The 15,316-nt window shown below is 64.3% G+C and carries 16 protein-coding genes; 9 read left to right on the top strand and 7 right to left on the bottom strand.

What is annotated here, in order from left to right:
• Positions 1-82 precede the first annotated feature (82 nt).
• Both EJ072_RS08515 and EJ072_RS08510 read right to left on the bottom strand, forming a co-directional pair.
• On the bottom strand, positions 83-568 hold the full coding sequence (locus EJ072_RS08515) for a hypothetical protein (RefSeq protein WP_245467258.1): 486 nt from the start codon (positions 566-568) through the stop codon (positions 83-85).
• A gap of 120 nt (positions 569-688) precedes the next feature.
• Positions 689-1,129: a hypothetical protein gene (locus tag EJ072_RS08510; protein WP_126079311.1), complete on the bottom strand. Its 441-nt coding sequence runs from the start codon at positions 1,127-1,129 to the stop codon at positions 689-691.
• A gap of 216 nt (positions 1,130-1,345) precedes the next feature.
• On the opposite strand from EJ072_RS08510, the gene EJ072_RS35890 reads away from it, so the two are divergent.
• Complete coding sequence (locus tag EJ072_RS35890) at positions 1,346-1,492, top strand: hypothetical protein (RefSeq protein ID WP_189343258.1); 147 nt, start codon at positions 1,346-1,348, stop codon at positions 1,490-1,492.
• A gap of 164 nt (positions 1,493-1,656) precedes the next feature.
• A complete protein-coding gene (locus EJ072_RS08505; RefSeq protein ID WP_189343257.1) occupies positions 1,657-2,676 on the top strand; it encodes an NAD-dependent epimerase in 1,020 nt (339 codons plus the stop codon).
• Between the two features lie 35 nt (positions 2,677-2,711).
• On the opposite strand, the gene EJ072_RS08500 is transcribed toward EJ072_RS08505, so the two are convergent.
• The gene (locus tag EJ072_RS08500) at positions 2,712-4,025 is read right to left on the bottom strand and encodes an MFS transporter (RefSeq protein ID WP_126079310.1); all 1,314 of its coding nucleotides are present in this window, start codon (positions 4,023-4,025) and stop codon (positions 2,712-2,714) included.
• Between the two features lie 199 nt (positions 4,026-4,224).
• Here EJ072_RS08500 and cyoA point away from each other — a divergent pair, with 199 nt between their 5' ends.
• From cyoA to EJ072_RS08465, 7 genes are read left to right on the top strand one after another with little or no spacing between them, the layout of a single operon-like run.
• Positions 4,225-5,406, top strand: coding sequence for a ubiquinol oxidase subunit II (cyoA, locus tag EJ072_RS08495; RefSeq protein WP_126079309.1), 1,182 nt, complete (start codon positions 4,225-4,227; stop codon positions 5,404-5,406).
• Positions 5,407-5,416: 10 nt separating this feature from the next.
• Complete coding sequence (gene cyoB / locus EJ072_RS08490; protein WP_126079308.1) at positions 5,417-7,423, top strand: cytochrome o ubiquinol oxidase subunit I; 2,007 nt, start codon at positions 5,417-5,419, stop codon at positions 7,421-7,423.
• A gap of 2 nt (positions 7,424-7,425) precedes the next feature.
• Complete coding sequence (gene cyoC, locus EJ072_RS08485; protein WP_126079307.1) at positions 7,426-8,052, top strand: cytochrome o ubiquinol oxidase subunit III; 627 nt, start codon at positions 7,426-7,428, stop codon at positions 8,050-8,052.
• Positions 8,049-8,423, top strand: coding sequence for a cytochrome o ubiquinol oxidase subunit IV (cyoD, locus tag EJ072_RS08480; RefSeq protein WP_126079306.1), 375 nt, complete (start codon positions 8,049-8,051; stop codon positions 8,421-8,423). Before cyoC ends, cyoD begins: the two co-directional genes overlap by 4 nt.
• On the top strand, positions 8,420-9,232 hold the full coding sequence (locus EJ072_RS08475; protein ID WP_126079305.1) for an SURF1 family protein: 813 nt from the start codon (positions 8,420-8,422) through the stop codon (positions 9,230-9,232). The genes cyoD and EJ072_RS08475 overlap by 4 nt, the downstream gene beginning before the upstream one ends.
• Positions 9,229-10,581: an ATP-binding protein gene (locus EJ072_RS08470; RefSeq protein ID WP_126079304.1), complete on the top strand. Its 1,353-nt coding sequence runs from the start codon at positions 9,229-9,231 to the stop codon at positions 10,579-10,581. The genes EJ072_RS08475 and EJ072_RS08470 overlap by 4 nt, the downstream gene beginning before the upstream one ends.
• Positions 10,571-11,104, top strand: a complete 534-nt coding sequence (locus EJ072_RS08465) for a response regulator transcription factor (RefSeq protein ID WP_189343256.1) — start codon at positions 10,571-10,573, stop codon at positions 11,102-11,104. Before EJ072_RS08470 ends, EJ072_RS08465 begins: the two co-directional genes overlap by 11 nt.
• Here EJ072_RS08465 and doeB read toward each other — a convergent pair whose 3' ends face one another.
• Genes doeB through eutB form a run of 4 tightly spaced genes read right to left on the bottom strand, consistent with a single transcriptional unit; the run spans position 11,105 to position 15,305 of the window.
• Positions 11,105-12,106, bottom strand: a complete 1,002-nt coding sequence (gene doeB, locus EJ072_RS08460; RefSeq protein ID WP_126079302.1) for a N(2)-acetyl-L-2,4-diaminobutanoate deacetylase DoeB — start codon at positions 12,104-12,106, stop codon at positions 11,105-11,107.
• 3 nt (positions 12,107-12,109) lie between these two features.
• Positions 12,110-13,288: an ectoine hydrolase DoeA gene (doeA, locus tag EJ072_RS08455; RefSeq protein WP_126079301.1), complete on the bottom strand. Its 1,179-nt coding sequence runs from the start codon at positions 13,286-13,288 to the stop codon at positions 12,110-12,112.
• A gap of 38 nt (positions 13,289-13,326) precedes the next feature.
• Complete coding sequence (locus EJ072_RS08450; protein WP_126079300.1) at positions 13,327-14,319, bottom strand: cyclodeaminase; 993 nt, start codon at positions 14,317-14,319, stop codon at positions 13,327-13,329.
• Positions 14,316-15,305 carry a hydroxyectoine utilization dehydratase EutB gene (gene eutB / locus EJ072_RS08445; protein WP_189343255.1) on the bottom strand — a complete coding sequence of 330 codons (990 nt, stop codon included), beginning with the start codon at positions 15,303-15,305 and terminating at the stop codon, positions 14,316-14,318. The genes EJ072_RS08450 and eutB overlap by 4 nt, the downstream gene beginning before the upstream one ends.
• Positions 15,306-15,316 lie beyond the last annotated feature (11 nt).

Here is a 15,316-nt window from a genome sequence, read left to right as displayed (position 1 = left end):
CACAAATGCCATGCGGCGCGGCGCATGCGCAACCTTCGGGTGAAGTAAGATGGATTTTTGGAGACCGGTCGGCGCCGGGAAATCATTGATCCTTCGGCGCGCTCAGCCGCCGGTAGGGGACGCCGTCGAATGTTGCCGTCACGAAGCTCTGGACCGACATCTTGCGCTTGCGCCCGTCGCTGCAGGCATAGAGCGGCCAGCCGGCTTCGCTGCACTCGCTGGCCACGCAGAGGCGGTTCACGCAGTTGCCCGTGGTCAGGCGAAAGCCGCCCTTGCCGGCAAATCCCTGAAGCAGGCTGCCGTCCGCCGAACGCCATGTCCGTTGCTGGAATTCAGGCCGCAGCAGGCGAGGCTCGAGCGGCGCGGCCAAACCGGCCTGGGTTGCGGGACCCGAATATTGAAACCGGTAGCGCGCCATGCCGGTCGTATACGCGGTGACGAGATCGGGTTGCCCCGAATAGGCTGCCGTGAGGTCAGCTCGGTCAAAAAGATGGGACGCACGCGGTTCCGCCCCTGATGATGTCATCAGGGCAGCGATGGCGACAACCGCCAGGCAGACGCGCAACATCCCCATTTCCAGCAGCCATACCCCGTCCGGCGTGCCAGGTTGCCCGGCTGCCTGCGCCTACAATCTTTCCAATCGGATTTTCGCGCAAGCCAAGAGCTGCAACGAATGGCCTCGTTTTGGTCAGCTATTGGCGGCCGGCGGCAGCTCGAACAGATGGGCGCCGTTCTCCCGCCCACGGTCGACATAGCCGATCACGCGGAACCACTTCGCCACGTCCGGCCTGTCCAGCCAGCTGCGCGAATGTATGGGAAGGTTGCCGGCAAGCGCCTGGACATGGCGGATGTGCCGCCTGCAGAAGCGGACCGTCGCGGCGTTGAAGAAATCCTCCCGCGCCGCGAACAGCGTATCTGCGGCATCCGAGTGCTCATGCCAGGCGATGATCGCGACGGCCCTGTCGCCCTCGACAAGCGCGTGCGCCCGGCCTTCCTTCAAATTCATCATCAGATTGTCATAGGCGCTTTTGCTGTCCTTGCCGGCCGCGACATATTCGTCCGACATCCGCTTGGACAGGCCGTGGAACACATCTTCCAGGTCTCCGACCGTCGCCGCGCGTGCTCTCATTTCTCCTCCTGACAGCCCGCTAGCAGTTTGCCTCAGCAAAGGAAGATCACCAAGAAAATAAAATCCTCAACTGGCCTCATGAGCGCAATCGCATTCTGCATGAATGGGTCCGATCCATGACCGCGCTCGCATATAAGCACGGGCTTGAGATTGCATTTCCGCTGTCGGATACTGGAGCTCCCGGGCCGGCCCCATCCACATCGTCTCCAGGCGACCATGATCGAGCTGATTGAAACCCTATACGAGGCGGCCTCCGTTCCGAAGTGGTGGGACGACGGGTTGGCGCAGGCTGAGGTCGACGGGCTCGGTACGCTGCTGCCGCATCCGCCCGTGCCAGCCTTGCAGCCACTGGCGCCGCAATGACCGGTAAGTCGTGTCGAGACGGCGGAGAAAGGCGTATCGTTGAATTCGTCGACGGCCTGCCATAAAAGGCGCAAGTTCTCGACCGGCTTGAGGAATTCCGGACGTGCCCGCGGGCTGTCGGCGAAAGATCGGTCCGGTTGACCACAACGTTTTGGGGGCATGGATTGACGTCGAGCAGGCCCATACTGATCACCGGCGCCGCCGGCTTCATCGGCTTTCACCTCTGCCACCGGCTGCTTGCCGAAGGCCGGCAGGTTGTCGGCCTCGATTCCATGAACGAGTATTACGACGTTGCCCTCAAGCAGGCGCGGCTCGACCGGCTGAAAGGGTTCGCGAATTTTCGCTTCGAGCATGTCGACCTCGCCGACCGCGATGGCGTCTCGGCGGTCTTTGCTTCCGACGCGCCGGAGATCGTCGTCAATCTCGCCGCGCAGGCGGGCGTCCGCTATTCGCTGATCAATCCGCACGTCTATGCGCGCAGCAACCTCGACGGCTTCCTCAATATCCTGGAGGGCTGCCGTCAGGCCTCTGTCGGTCATCTCGTCTATGCATCGTCGAGCTCGATCTATGGCGGCAGCACGCGCATGCCGTTCTCGGTCCATGATTCCGCCGACCATCCCTTGAGCCTCTATGCCGCAAGCAAGAAGGCGAACGAGCTGATGGCCCACACCTACAGCCATCTGTTCGGGCTGCCGACCACGGGGTTGCGCTTCTTCACCGTCTACGGTCCGTGGGGCCGGCCCGACATGGCCTTGTTCATCTTCACCAAGGCCATCCTCGCCGGCCAGCCGATCGACGTCTTCAACCATGGCAACATGCAGCGGGACTTCACTTATATCGACGACATCGTCGAGGGCGTAATCCGCGTCATGGAGCATCCCGCGACGCCCAATACCGATTGGACAAGCGCTGCCCCGGATCCCGCGACCAGCAATGCGCCGTACAGGATCCACAACATCGGCGACAGCTCACCCGTCCAGCTGAGCCGGCTGATCGACGTGCTGGAAGACGCGCTTGGGCGCAAGGCAATCCGCAACCTGATGCCGCTCCAGCCGGGCGACGTGCTGGCGACCTACGCCGACATCACCTCGCTCGAGGAGGTGACTGGCTTCAAGCCCAGGATCCCGATCGAGGTCGGCGTTCCGCGCTTCGTCGAATGGTATCGGGATTTCTATCAGGTCTGATTAGGCGCCCGCGACAACGTGCTAGCGGCCGAGTACTAGCGGCCTGTCGTTGACGCCTGCCTGTCGATCCACAGCGCGATCAGCGTGCAGGCGGCGCCTGAAAGCAGATAGGCGCCGGCGGCGATGAGGCCGAAAGTGCCGGCGATCAGCAGCGCGGCAAGCGGCGCAAAGCCGGCGCCGAACATCCAGGCGAGGTCCGACGTCACCGCCGAGCCGGTATAGCGGTGCTGGCGCGAGAAGCTCGACGCGACGACGCCCGAGGATTGCCCGAAGCTCAAGCCGAGCAGAATGAAGCCCAGCACCATGAACACCGTCTCCCCGACGGTGCCGCCATTGAGAAGCTGCGGGGCAAAGCCGCTGAATGCGGCGATGGCGACGGCGCCGCCGCCGAGCAGGGCGCGGCGTCCGACACGGTCGGCCAGCGGCCCTGACGCGACGATCGCGGCGATGCCGAACAGCGCGCTCACCGCCTCGATGATCAGGAAGCGCTCCGGCCCCTCATTGGTGAACAGGAACACCCAGGACAGCGGGAACACCGTCACCATATGGAACAGGGCGAAGCTCGCCAGTGGCGCGAAGGCGCCGACGACGACGTTGCGGCCTTCCGTGCCGATCATGTCCCTGATGCGGGTCGGCTGCAGGTCGCCGCTCTCGTAGAGCTTCGAGAATTCGGGCGTGACGACGATGCGCAGCCTGGCAAACAGCGCCACGACATTGATGGCGAAAGCGACGAAGAACGGATAGCGCCAGCCCCAGGCGAAGAAATCGTCGGCCGAGAGGTTGGCGACGAAGAAGGCGAACAGCGAGCTCGCCACGATAAGCCCGATCGGCGCGCCGAGTTGCGGGATCATCGCATAGATTCCGCGCCGGTTCTGCGGCGCGTTCAGCGCCAGCAGCGAGGGCAACCCATCCCAGGTTCCGCCGAGCGCCAGGCCTTGCAGGAAGCGGGTAAGCGCCAGCAGCCAGGCGGCGACAGCGCCGACGTCTTCATAGGACGGCAGGAACGCCATGGCGACGGTCGAGGTGCCGAGCAGGAAAAGCGCGATGGTCAGCTTGGCGCCGCGGCCATAGGCGCGGTCGATCGCCATGAACAGCACCGTGCCGAACGGACGCGCGATAAAGGCCAGCGCGAAGATCGCGAAGGAATAGAGCGTTCCGACCAGCGGATCGTGCGTCGGAAAGACAAGCCTGGGGAATACGATCACGGAAGCGATCGCATAGACGAAGAAATCGAAGAACTCCGATGTCCTGCCGATGATCACGCCGACCGCGATATCGCCAGCGCTGACCTGGCCGTGATGCGAGCCGATCAGCCTGCTGTCCGTTTCGGCAGTCGAAGTTTCAGCCATCTTGTTCGTCGCCACCGAGCTCAAGTTCGGAACGCGATTGTCCTCGTCCCATTATGCGTGCACAGTTTCGCCAAAGCCATAGCAATCCGGCATTGGACAAATTGTCCAATGTCGTCCCCGTGCCGGCGGCAGTAGCCGTTGGCCCATACCGCGTTGTAGCTTGCAAAAGCCCGTTGCGACGCCATCGAGGGCAGCGTTGATGAAACGATCCGGAGCTTTGCTTCTGTTTCCCCTGGCCGTGCTGCTGAGCGGCTGCGACTTCGTCGTGCTAGCGCCCGCGGGCGACGTGGCAGTGCAGCAGCGCGACCTGCTCGTCGTCTCGACCCTTTTGATGCTGCTCATCATCGTGCCCGTCATGGCGCTGACCGTGCTGTTCGCCTGGCGCTACCGGCAGTCCAGCACGACGGCGACCTACACGCCCGACTGGGACCATTCGACCAAGCTGGAGCTGGTGATCTGGGCGGCCCCTCTGCTCATCATCATATGCCTGGGCGCGCTGACGTGGCTCGGCACGCATCTGCTCGATCCTTACCGGCGCATCGACCGAATCGAACCCGGACAGCCGGTCACGCAGAACCATAAGCCGCTCAGGGTCGAGGTCGTCGCGCTCGATTGGAAGTGGCTCTTCATCTATCCGGACTACGGCATCGCCTCCGTCAATGAGCTGGCGGCGCCGGTCAATCAGCCGATCGACTTCCGCATCACCTCGTCCAGGGTGATGAACTCCTTCTACATTCCAGCCCTTGCCGGGCAGATCTACGCCATGCCCGCCATGGAGACGAAGCTGCACGCCGTCATCAACCGTCCAGGCACCTATACCGGCTTCTCGGCCAATTACAGCGGCGCCGGCTTCTCCGGCATGCGCTTTGCCTTCCACGGCGTCTCGGACCAGGCCTTCGCCGATTGGGTGGCGCAGGCCAAGAGCGCTCAGTCCAGGCTCAGCCGCGAGACCTATCTCGAGCTTGAACGCCCGAGCGAGAACGAGCCGGTCCGGCAGTATGCCTTCGTCGACCACGACCTTTATGGCGCGATCCTCAATCTGTGCGTCGAGCCGGGCAAGATGTGCATGAACGAGATGATGTCCATCGACGCCAAAGGCGGCCTTGGCCTTGCCGGCGTTCGCAACACCCTGCCGCTGCAATATGACAAGCTTGCCCGGCGCGGCTCGGTGTTCGGTAGCGATCCGTCCTATGTCGCCAGCATCTGCACGGCGGAGGAGGCGGCAGCCGCCTCTCGCGCGGCTCGTAATGACGATGAAAAGAGCTGGCCGCTCAGGGACCTGTCCCCGCTGCGCGGCGTCGGCTTGCTCGCGCCCGGCGCCGGCAGCCGCCGCGCCGACGCCGAGGCGCCGTCGCTCGGCCTGCTGCGCTTCGAATTGTGAGGAATGGCGGATGCCTGAGACGCTGACCAAATTCATCTTCGGCCGCCTCACTTTGGAGTCGCTGCCGCTGCACGAGCCGATCGTCGTCGTCACCTTCATCGTGGTGGCGCTTGGCGGCCTCGCGGTTCTCGGCGCCATCACCTATTTCAAGCTCTGGGGCTATCTCTGGCGCGAGTGGTTCACCAGCGTCGACCACAAGAAGATCGGCATCATGTACATGGTGCTCGGCCTCGTCATGCTGCTTCGCGGCTTCTCCGACGCCATCATGATGCGCCTGCAGCAGGCGATCGCCTTCAACGGTTCGGACGGCTATCTCAACGCCCATCACTACGACCAGATCTTCACCGCGCACGGCGTGATCATGATCTTCTTCGTGGCGATGCCTTTCGTCACCGGGCTGATGAACTTCGTCGTGCCGCTGCAGATCGGCGCGCGCGACGTCTCCTTCCCCTTCCTCAACAATTTCAGCTTCTGGATGACGGTGGGCGGCGCCATCCTGGTCATGGCCTCGCTGTTCGTGGGCGAGTTCGCCCGCACCGGCTGGCTGGCCTATCCGCCGCTCTCGGGCATCAATTACAGTCCGGATGTCGGCGTCGATTATTATATCTGGGCGCTGCAGGTCGCCGGCGTCGGCACGACCTTATCCGGCATCAATCTGATCTGCACTATCGTCAAGATGCGCGCCCCCGGCATGACCATGATGCGCATGCCCATCTTCACCTGGACCTCGCTATGCACCAACGTGCTGATCGTGGCGTCCTTCCCGGTGTTGACGGCGGTGCTCACGCTCTTGGCGCTCGACCGCTATGTCGGCACCAATTTCTTCACCAACGACTTCGGCGGCAATCCGATGATGTATGTGAACCTCATCTGGATATGGGGTCACCCGGAGGTCTACATCCTTATCCTGCCGCTGTTCGGCGTCTTTTCCGAGGTCACCTCGACTTTCTCCGGCAAGCGCCTGTTCGGCTACACCTCGATGGTCTACGCCACGGTGGTCATCACCATCCTGTCCTATCTGGTCTGGCTGCACCACTTCTTCACCATGGGCTCCGGCGCCAGCGTCAACTCCTTCTTCGGCATCACCACGATGATCATCTCGATCCCGACCGGGGCAAAGATGTTCAACTGGCTTTTCACTATGTATCGCGGCCGCATCCGCTTCGAACTGCCGATGATGTGGACGGTGGCCTTCATGCTCACCTTCGTCGTCGGCGGCATGACCGGCGTGCTGCTTGCGGTGCCGCCGGCCGACTTCGTGCTGCACAACAGCCTGTTCCTGATCGCGCATTTCCACAACGTCATCATCGGCGGCGTGCTGTTCGGCCTGTTTGCCGGCATCGCCTACTGGTGGCCCAAGGCCTTCGGCTTCAGGCTCGATCCGTTCTGGGGCAAGGTTTCGTTCTGGTGCTGGGTGCTCGGCTTCTGGTTCGCCTTCATGCCGCTCTACATCCTCGGCCTGATGGGCGTGACGCGCCGCATGCGCGTCTTCGACGATCCCTCGCTTCAGATCTGGTTCGTCATCGCTGCCTTCGGCGCCGTGCTGATCGCCGCTGGCATCGCCGCCTTCCTTGTCCAGATCTTCGTCTCGATCCGCAAGCGAGCCGAACTGGTCGACGTCACCGGCGATCCGTGGGACGGCCGCACACTCGAATGGTCGACCTCCTCGCCGCCGCCCGCCTATAATTTCGCTTTCACGCCGGTCATCCGCGACAATGACGCCTGGTTCGACATGAAGAGAGCCGGCTACCGGCGCCCGCTCACCGGCTTCAAGCCGATCCACATGCCGAAGAACACCGGCACCGGCGTCGTCCTGGCCGTGTTCAGCGTGGCGCTCGGCTTCGGGCTGATCTGGTACATGTGGTGGCTGGCGGCGCTGAGCTTCGTCTGCCTCATCGCCACCGCCATCGGCCACACCTTCAACTATCACCGCGACTTTGACATCCCGGCCGCCGAGGTCGCGCAAACGGAAGAGGCGAGGACGGCGCTCCTCGCCGCTGAGGGGGCTAGGGCTTGAGCATGGCATCGACGGCAATCACGGCCGGCGCCGAGCCGGTCTTCCACCTGGAAGAGGAGCATGCGCACGCCGAAGGCGGCAGCACCATGCTCGGCTTCTGGCTCTACCTGATGAGCGACTGCCTGATCTTCGCCATGCTGTTCGCGGCCTTTGGCGTGCTCGGCGGCAATTACGCGGCGGGTCCTGCTCCGAAGGACCTGTTCGATCTCAGCCTGGTGGCGGTCAACACCACCATGCTGCTGCTCTCCTCGATCACCTATGGCTTCGCGATGCTGACCATGGACAAGGGCCGTGCCGGCGCGACGCAAGCCTGGCTCGCGGTGACCATGCTGTTCGGCCTCGCCTTCCTGTCGATCGAGCTCTACGAGTTCGCGCATATGATCCATGAGGGCGCGACGCCGCAGCGCAGCGCCTTCCTGTCGTCCTTCTTTACCCTGGTCGGCACGCACGGCCTGCATGTCACCTTCGGCATCGTTTGGATGGTGACGCTGATGGTGCAGGTCGCGCGATATGGCCTGATCGAGGCCAACCGCCGCCGGTTGATGTGCCTCTCGATGTTCTGGCACTTCCTCGACGTCGTCTGGATCGGCGTCTTCACCTTCGTCTATCTGATGGGGACGTTGCGATGAGCGCTCATGATCATGCCGGTCACGACCACGCGCATGGTGGCGCCGCGCACGGCTCGCTGAAGGGCTATCTGATCGGCTTCTTCCTGTCGGTGATCCTCACCGCCATTCCGTTCTGGCTGGTGATGGACGAAGTCATCGACAACAAGCAGGCCACGGCCGTCATCATCATGGCCTTCGCCGCGGTGCAGATCGTCGTCCACATGATCTTCTTCCTGCACATGAACCCGGCCTCCGAGGGCGGATGGTCGATGCTGGCGCTCATCTTCACGGTGATCCTCGTCGTCATCGTGCTGAGCGGCTCGCTCTGGGTGATGTACCATCTCAACGCCAACATGCTGCCCGGGCTCCACGAGATGCGGGAGATGCCATGAGCCCTGTTTCGGGCGTGGGGAGGGCCAATCTCAAGGCAGAAGTCACGGTCGGCCTGGCAGATACATGCGCTCACGCCGCGCCGTCGAAAGGCTCCGCGTCGCGCTTCTTGCTTGCGCTGCTCGGACTTGTCGGCGTTCTGGTGTTTCTTGGGCTCGGCATCTGGCAGCTGGAAAGACGGGTCTGGAAGCTCGACCTGATCGCCCGCGTCGACCAGCGCATCCATGCTCCGGTCGTCGATGCGCCAGGACCCGCGACATGGGCTGATATCAACGCGGCCGGCTATGAATATCGCCATGTACGCCTCACCGGCAGTTTCTCCGGCGGAGCCAACACGCTGGTGCAGGCGGTGACCGAGCTTGGAGGCGGCTATTGGGTGCTGACGCCGATGCGCGACGATCGCGGGTTCACGGTCCTCGTCAACCGCGGCTTCGTTCCGCAGGAGCGCAAGGCCGAATTTCAACAAGAGAGCGGCGGCCCGAGGTCGCCTACGGCGATTGACGGGCTGCTGCGCATCAGCGAACCCGGCGGCGGCTTCCTGCGCAGCAACGATCCGGCTGCCAACCGCTGGTATTCGCGCGACGTCGCGGCAATCGCCAAGGCGCGCGGCCTGACCGATGTCGCGCCCTATTTCATCGACGCCGGGGCATCCGGCGCGGACAGTTGGCCGCGCGGCGGCCTGACTGTCGTCACCTTCCGCAACAGCCACCTTGTCTATGCTCTGACCTGGTTCGCCCTGGCAGCGATGCTGGCGATCGTCATCGCCAGGCCGATTTTTGCCCGGCGTCGGAAGCGGGACGCGGCAAGATGAACATCTCGATCGCGCGGCTTCATCACGGGAAGGCGTTCCCAGCGGCTCCTCTTGCCGGCCACGGAGGCGCCGCCTCGAACGCCGACGTGACGAACAGGAAGAACCTGCTGCTTCTCATCCACTTGCGTTGGCTGGCGGTGGCGGGGCAGGTGCTGACCATTCTGGTGACGCAATACTGGTTCGCCATCCCGCTGCCGCTTACCGGGATGGCTGGCGTGGTGCTGTTCCTCGTCGCGTTGAACATCTTCAGCCTGCTCGCCCTGCGCGGCAATCGCCGCATCTCCAACGGCCAGCTTTTCGTCGCGCTGATTTTCGACATGGCGGCGCTGACCACGCAGCTCTATCTGAGCGGCGGCGCCTCGAACCCGTTCGTGTCGCTCTATCTGCTGCAGATCACGCTCGGCGCCGCGCTGCTGGCGCCATGGTCGACCTGGATCCTGGTCGTGGCCGCCTCGGCCTGCTTCGTCTTCCTCATCTTCGTCTTCCAGCCGATCGCGCTTTCGCATCACGGCGGCAGCGACCTCCTGGCGCTGCATCTGCGCGGCATGTTCATCTGCTTCGTGCTGGCGGCCGGCCTGATCGTGATCTTCATGACGCGCATCAACCGCAACCTGCGCGAACGCGATGCCTATCTCGCCGACCTGCGCCAGCGTTCGGCTGAGGAAGACCACATCGTGCGCATGGGCCTGCTCGCCTCCGGCGCCGCGCATGAGCTCGGCACGCCGCTCTCGACCATATCGGTCATCCTGTCCGACTGGCGCCAGATGCAGGGCATCAAGCGCAACCGCGAGCTTGCCGAGGACGTGGCCGAGATGCAGGCGCAGATCGAGCGCTGCAAAAGCATCGTCACGGGCATCCTCATGTCCTCCGGCCAGGCACGGGGCGAGGGCACGATCCGCACCACGATCCGTCACTTCCTCGACGATCTCGTTCGGGAGTGGCGTGTCAGCCGCCAGCCTTCCAGGCTGGACTTCAGCAACGGTTTCGAGCCGGACGAGCCGATCGTGTCCGACACGGCGCTGCGGCAAGTGATCTTCAATGTGCTCGACAATGCGCTGGAAGCATCGCACGATTGGGTCGGCATCGCTGCCGAGCGGCAGGATGAGAAGCTGGTGTTCACCGTCAAGGATCGCGGACCGGGTTTCGACAAGGATATTCTGGCCGGGCTCGGCCAGCCCTATATGTCGAGCAAGGGGCGTCCGGGCGGCGGCCTTGGCCTCTTCCTGGTGTTCAATGTCGTGCGCAAGCTCGGCGGCGACGTTTCAGCGCGCAACATGGAGGAGGGCGCCTGCGTTACCCTTTCGCTGCCTCTGGCGGCGCTGACCCATGGAGACGATCGTGAAACCTGATCGATCCTTGTTCATTGTCGAGGACGACGCGACTTTCGCGCGCACGCTCAAACGCTCGTTTGAGAAGCGCGACTACCACGTCGCGGTCTGCCATGACCGCGACGCCGTGAAGGCCGCGCTGGAAAAGGCCGTTCCGGCCTATGCCGTCGTCGACCTCAAGCTCGGAGCGGGATCGGGTCTCGAATGCGTCAAGCTGCTGAGCGCACGCGACCCGTCGATGCGGATCGTGGTATTGACGGGGTTTGCCAGCATCGCCACGGCGGTCGAGGCGATCAAGCTCGGCGCCTGTCACTATCTGGCCAAGCCCGCCAACACCGATGACATCGAAGCCGCCTTCGGCCGCGACGAGGGAGATGTGTCGGTGCCGCTCACCAGCCGTCCCACCTCGATCAAGAACCTGGAATGGGAGCGCATCCACGAGACGCTGGTCGAGACCGGCTTCAACATCTCCGAAACCGCGCGCCGCCTCGGCCTGCACCGGCGCACGCTCGCTCGCAAGCTCGAGAAGCGGGTGGTGCAGTAACTATCCGACGGCCACGGCCAGCACCGAGACGCAATCGCCCGCCTTGACCAGGCCCGGGAAGTGACGCGCGGCCAGCAGCCCCGACATCCGGGCCCTGATCTCCTGCGGTGCCTGGCCGGTGCGGCCGAGCGGATGGATGCGCGCGACCACCTGGCCGTCCTCCACCGGTTCGCCGAGATCGACCATGGTCTCGATCATGCCGTCATCCTCGGCGAAGGCGAAGCAATCGGCCGAAGGCATGTCGAGCCACTGAGTTCTGCCCTTCTCGATCGCACCAGACACTATGCCGGCATGGCGAAGCACGTTGAGGATGCCGCGCCGGGCAATCCGCACGGTTTCGGCCCGCGATGTCCCGCCGCCGCCGAGCTCGGTGGTGACGAAGACCTTGCCCATCTCCTCGGCCGCCGTGTCATACATGCCGACCGCGTCGATCTCGGTCATGCGCATCGAGAACGGCGCCGAGAAGGCCCCGACCGCGGCGAAGGCCTTTTTCTCTTGCGCCTTGTCCGGCAGCGTGTGCGCGGCACAGAAGGGCACGAAATCCAGCGTCTTGCCGCCCGAGTGGAAGTCGAAGACGAGGTCCGCGCGCGGCAGCAGCTCGCGCTGGAAATAGTCGGCGATCTTCTCCGTCACCGTGCCGTCCGGGCGGCCGGGGAAAGAGCGGTTCATATTGCCCTTGTCGATCGGCGAGGTGCGGGTGCCGGCCCGGAACGCCGGATAGTTCATCGCCGGCACGATGATGATCGTGCCGGAGACTTGTTTCGGATCGAGCGTGCGGGCGAGCTCGTAGAGCGCCAACGGCCCTTCATACTCGTCGCCGTGATTGCCGCCGGTCAGCAGCGCCGTCGAGCCCTTGCCGTTGCGCACGACGCAGACCGGGATCATCACCGACCCCCAGGCGGAATCGTCGCGGCTGTAGGGCAGGCGCAAAAAGCCGTGCTGGACGCCGTCGCGCTCGAAGTCGACGGTCGGCGCGACCGGCGATGGACGCAGAGCTGACATCGTTCAGTCCTTCACGAAGAGCTTGCGCGGCACATTGGCCAGGCATTCGACGCCGGTGTCGGTGATCAGGATCGACTCGGTGATCTCCAGTCCCATCGTCTCCAGCCACAGCCCCGTCATGAAATGGAAGGTCATGCCGGGCTGGAGCTCGGTGCGGTCGCCGGGGCGCAGGCTCATCGTGCGCTCGCCCCAGTCCGGCGGATAGGAAATGCCGATCGGATAGCCGGTGCGGTTGTCCTTGACGATGCCGTATTTCTTCAGGACCGCGAAGAAGGCATTGGCGATGTCCTCGCAGGTGTTGCCGGGCTTGGCGGCGGCCAAGCCCGCCTCCATGCCTTCCAGCGTCGCCTTCTCGGCGTCGAGGAACGCCTGCGTTGGCTTGCCGAGGAAGACGGTGCGCGACAGCGGGCAATGATAGCGGTTGTAGCAGCCGGCGATCTCGAAGAACGTGCCTTCATTCGCCTTCATAGGCTTGTCGTCCCAGGTGAGATGCGGTGCGGAAGCATCGGCACCCGAAGGCAGCAGCGGCACGATCGCCGGATAGTCGCCGCCGATCCCGGCGACGCCGCGCGTGCCGGCATCGTAGATCTCGGCGACGAGATCGCATTTGCGCATGCCGACTTCTATTCTGTCGACAATGCGCTGGTGCATCGCCTCGACGATGCGGGCGGCGTTGCGCATGTATTCGATCTCGGTCGGGCTCTTCACCGCGCGCTGCCAGTTCACCAGCGCGGTGGCGTCGGCGAAGCGGGCGTTGGGCAAGTGTTTTTGCAGTGCTGCGAAGGCAGCCGCCGAGAACCAGTAGTTGTCCATCTCGACGCCGATGCTGAGCTTGTCCCAGCCGCGTTCAGCCAGCACGCTGGCAAGGTAATCCATCGGGTGCCGCTCGGTCGACTGCACATAGTGGTCGGCGTAGCCGATGATGTTGTCATGCGCGAGATAGGCGGTGCGCTTGGCGCCGTTGGCATCCTGGCCGCGTCCATACCAGACCGGCTCGCCCGTAGGCGGCACGATGACCGCCTGATGCACGTAGAAGGACCAGCCGTCATACCCCGTCAGCCAGGCCATGTTGGAGGGATCGCTGACGATCAAAAGATCGACCCCCTTGGCCTCCATGGCCCTCCGCGTCTTGGCGAGGCGATCGGCAAATTCGCTCCGCGAGAATTTCAGGTTTGGCTGCATCGTTCTTGGTCCTCGTTTGTTGGGCCTTGCGGCCGGTACTAGCTCTCGAAAGTCGTTCCGGCGTTCGCCGCCCGCGCGCGATCCCGCGCAAGCGTGGCGATCGCGGTATCCTGCACGCCGGTGCCGGTGAGGTCGGCGACGGTGATGTCGCTTGCCGAGCGCCGGCCGGGCTTGCTGCCGGCAATGATCTGGCCGAGTTCGGTGACCTCGGCGTCGGCTGCGAAAACCGCAGCCTCGATGGCGTGATGGAGTTCGCCAAGGCGCCGCGTCTGCTTGGCGCTGTCGGCGACATAGAGATCGGCCATGCGCAGGATCGCCGGCGCGATCTCGTTCTTGTGCTCGGCATCCGAGCCCATAGCGGTGATGTGCTGGCCGGCAGAGACGAAGCCGGGCTTGATCAGCGGTTCGGTCGACGGCGTGGTGGTGACGATGATGTCGGCGCCGGCTGCCGCGTTCGCCGCATCCGGTTCGGCGCGAACCATGATGCCCAGCCTGTCGCGCAGGCGGGCTGCGGTTGCCTCGGCCCTGGCGGCATCGCGCGCCCAGATGCGCGCTTCCTCGATCGGCCGCACCAGACGCAGCGCTTCCAATTGCAAGCCGGCCTGCAGACCGGCGCCGAAGATCGCCGCGACCTTGGAGTCCTCGCGCGACAGATGCCTGGCCGCGACGGCGCCGGCAGCGGCGGTGCGGACATCGGTCAGATAGCCATTGTCGAGCAGCAGCGCCTCGACCACGCCGGTCTTGGCCGAGAGCAGCACCATCATGCCGCCGCCGCTCGGCAGGCCGAGCTTCGGATTGTCGAAGAAGCCGGAGCTGATCTTGACGGCGAAGCCGTCTATGCCCGGCACATAGGCGGCCTTCACGTCGACCTCGCCGCGATGCTCGTGAATGTCGAGCCTCAAGATTGGCGGCATCGCCACCGGCAGCGTGGCCAGGGCGCGAAAGGCGTTCTCGACGCAGGCGACGGCATCGAGGTCAAGCGTCACGATCTTGCGCAGTTCTGCTTCGGTCAGAATGGTCATACGGTTCATACGGCGCGCTCCGTTGCTGTGGCCGCCTCGCCGCAGACGATGCGGCGGTGCAGGCTCATGTCGATGTTGCGGCCGGAAAGGATGAGCACAGTCGGGCCGCTCACTTTGACCTTGCCGGCAAGCAGCGCGCCGATGCCGACAGCGCCCGCGCCCTCGACGATCTCGCGTTCCTGTTCATAGGCATGGCGAATGCCGGCGGCGATCTCGTCCTCGGCAAGCAGGACCACGTCGTCGAGCAGGTCGCGGCACATGGCGAAGGTCAGCTGGTTGTCGAGGCCGATGCCGCCGCCGAGCGAGTCTGCCAGCGTCGGCAGTTCCTCGACCTGCACGGGCCGGCCTGCGTCGAGGCTGGCTTTCATCGCCGCGCCCCCCGCCATCGAGATGCCGATGACCTTGGTGCCCGGGCTCACGCCTTTGACGGCCGCCGCGACGCCGGCCGCGAGCCCGCCGCCGGAGAGCGGCACCAGCACGCATGCTGCGTCCGGAACCTGCTCCATGATCTCCAACCCAAGCGTGCCTTGCCCGGCGACGATATCGGGATGGTCAAAGGGCGGCAGCATGACCAGCCCTTCCTTCGCCACCAGCCTGTCGACCTGCTGCTGGGCGTCGTCCTGGCTGTTGCCAACGATGCGCACTTCGGCGCCCAGGCGGCGGATGGCATCGAGCTTGTTCTCCGGCACCAGCTTCGACATGCAGATCACCGCGCGCATGCCTTTCAGCTTGGCCGCATGCGCCAGCGCGCGGCCGTGATTCCCGGTCGAGGCGGCGACGACGCCGCGCGATTTTTCGTCCGGGCTCAATGCCGCAATCGCGTTGGAGGCGCCGCGCAGCTTGAAGGCGCCGGTGGTCTGGTGGTGCTCAAGCTTGAGATGAACAGGATGCCCCACGCGCTCCGACAGGTTTTGCGACAGCACGCAAGCCGTCCGCTCGACCTTGCCGGCAATGCGTTCGCGCGCGGCGCGAATATGCTGAAGCGTAACTGGCATCTCGATCACGG

The organism is Mesorhizobium sp. M2A.F.Ca.ET.046.03.2.1 (assembly GCF_003952425.1).
Classification (GTDB): Bacteria; Pseudomonadota; Alphaproteobacteria; order Rhizobiales; family Rhizobiaceae; genus Mesorhizobium.
The sequence above is the reverse complement of the archived record's forward strand: the minus strand, read 5'-3'. Positions and strand labels throughout refer to the sequence as shown.

Coding starts and splice junctions, on each gene's coding strand:
- EJ072_RS08510 (WP_126079311.1), bottom strand. CDS start 1,129: ATGAGAGCACGCGCGGCGACGGTCGGAGACCTGGAAGATGTGTTCCAC.
- EJ072_RS08450 (WP_126079300.1), bottom strand. CDS start 14,319: ATGAACCGTATGACCATTCTGACCGAAGCAGAACTGCGCAAGATCGTG.
- eutB (WP_189343255.1), bottom strand. CDS start 15,305: ATGCCAGTTACGCTTCAGCATATTCGCGCCGCGCGCGAACGCATTGCC.
- EJ072_RS08470 (WP_126079304.1), top strand. CDS start 9,229: ATGAACATCTCGATCGCGCGGCTTCATCACGGGAAGGCGTTCCCAGCG.
- EJ072_RS08475 (WP_126079305.1), top strand. CDS start 8,420: ATGAGCCCTGTTTCGGGCGTGGGGAGGGCCAATCTCAAGGCAGAAGTC.
- cyoD (WP_126079306.1), top strand. CDS start 8,049: ATGAGCGCTCATGATCATGCCGGTCACGACCACGCGCATGGTGGCGCC.
- EJ072_RS08500 (WP_126079310.1), bottom strand. CDS start 4,025: ATGGCTGAAACTTCGACTGCCGAAACGGACAGCAGGCTGATCGGCTCG.
- cyoC (WP_126079307.1), top strand. CDS start 7,426: ATGGCATCGACGGCAATCACGGCCGGCGCCGAGCCGGTCTTCCACCTG.
- cyoA (WP_126079309.1), top strand. CDS start 4,225: ATGAAACGATCCGGAGCTTTGCTTCTGTTTCCCCTGGCCGTGCTGCTG.
- EJ072_RS35890 (WP_189343258.1), top strand. CDS start 1,346: ATGATCGAGCTGATTGAAACCCTATACGAGGCGGCCTCCGTTCCGAAG.
- EJ072_RS08515 (WP_245467258.1), bottom strand. CDS start 568: ATGTTGCGCGTCTGCCTGGCGGTTGTCGCCATCGCTGCCCTGATGACA.
- doeB (WP_126079302.1), bottom strand. CDS start 12,106: ATGTCAGCTCTGCGTCCATCGCCGGTCGCGCCGACCGTCGACTTCGAG.
- doeA (WP_126079301.1), bottom strand. CDS start 13,288: ATGCAGCCAAACCTGAAATTCTCGCGGAGCGAATTTGCCGATCGCCTC.
- cyoB (WP_126079308.1), top strand. CDS start 5,417: ATGCCTGAGACGCTGACCAAATTCATCTTCGGCCGCCTCACTTTGGAG.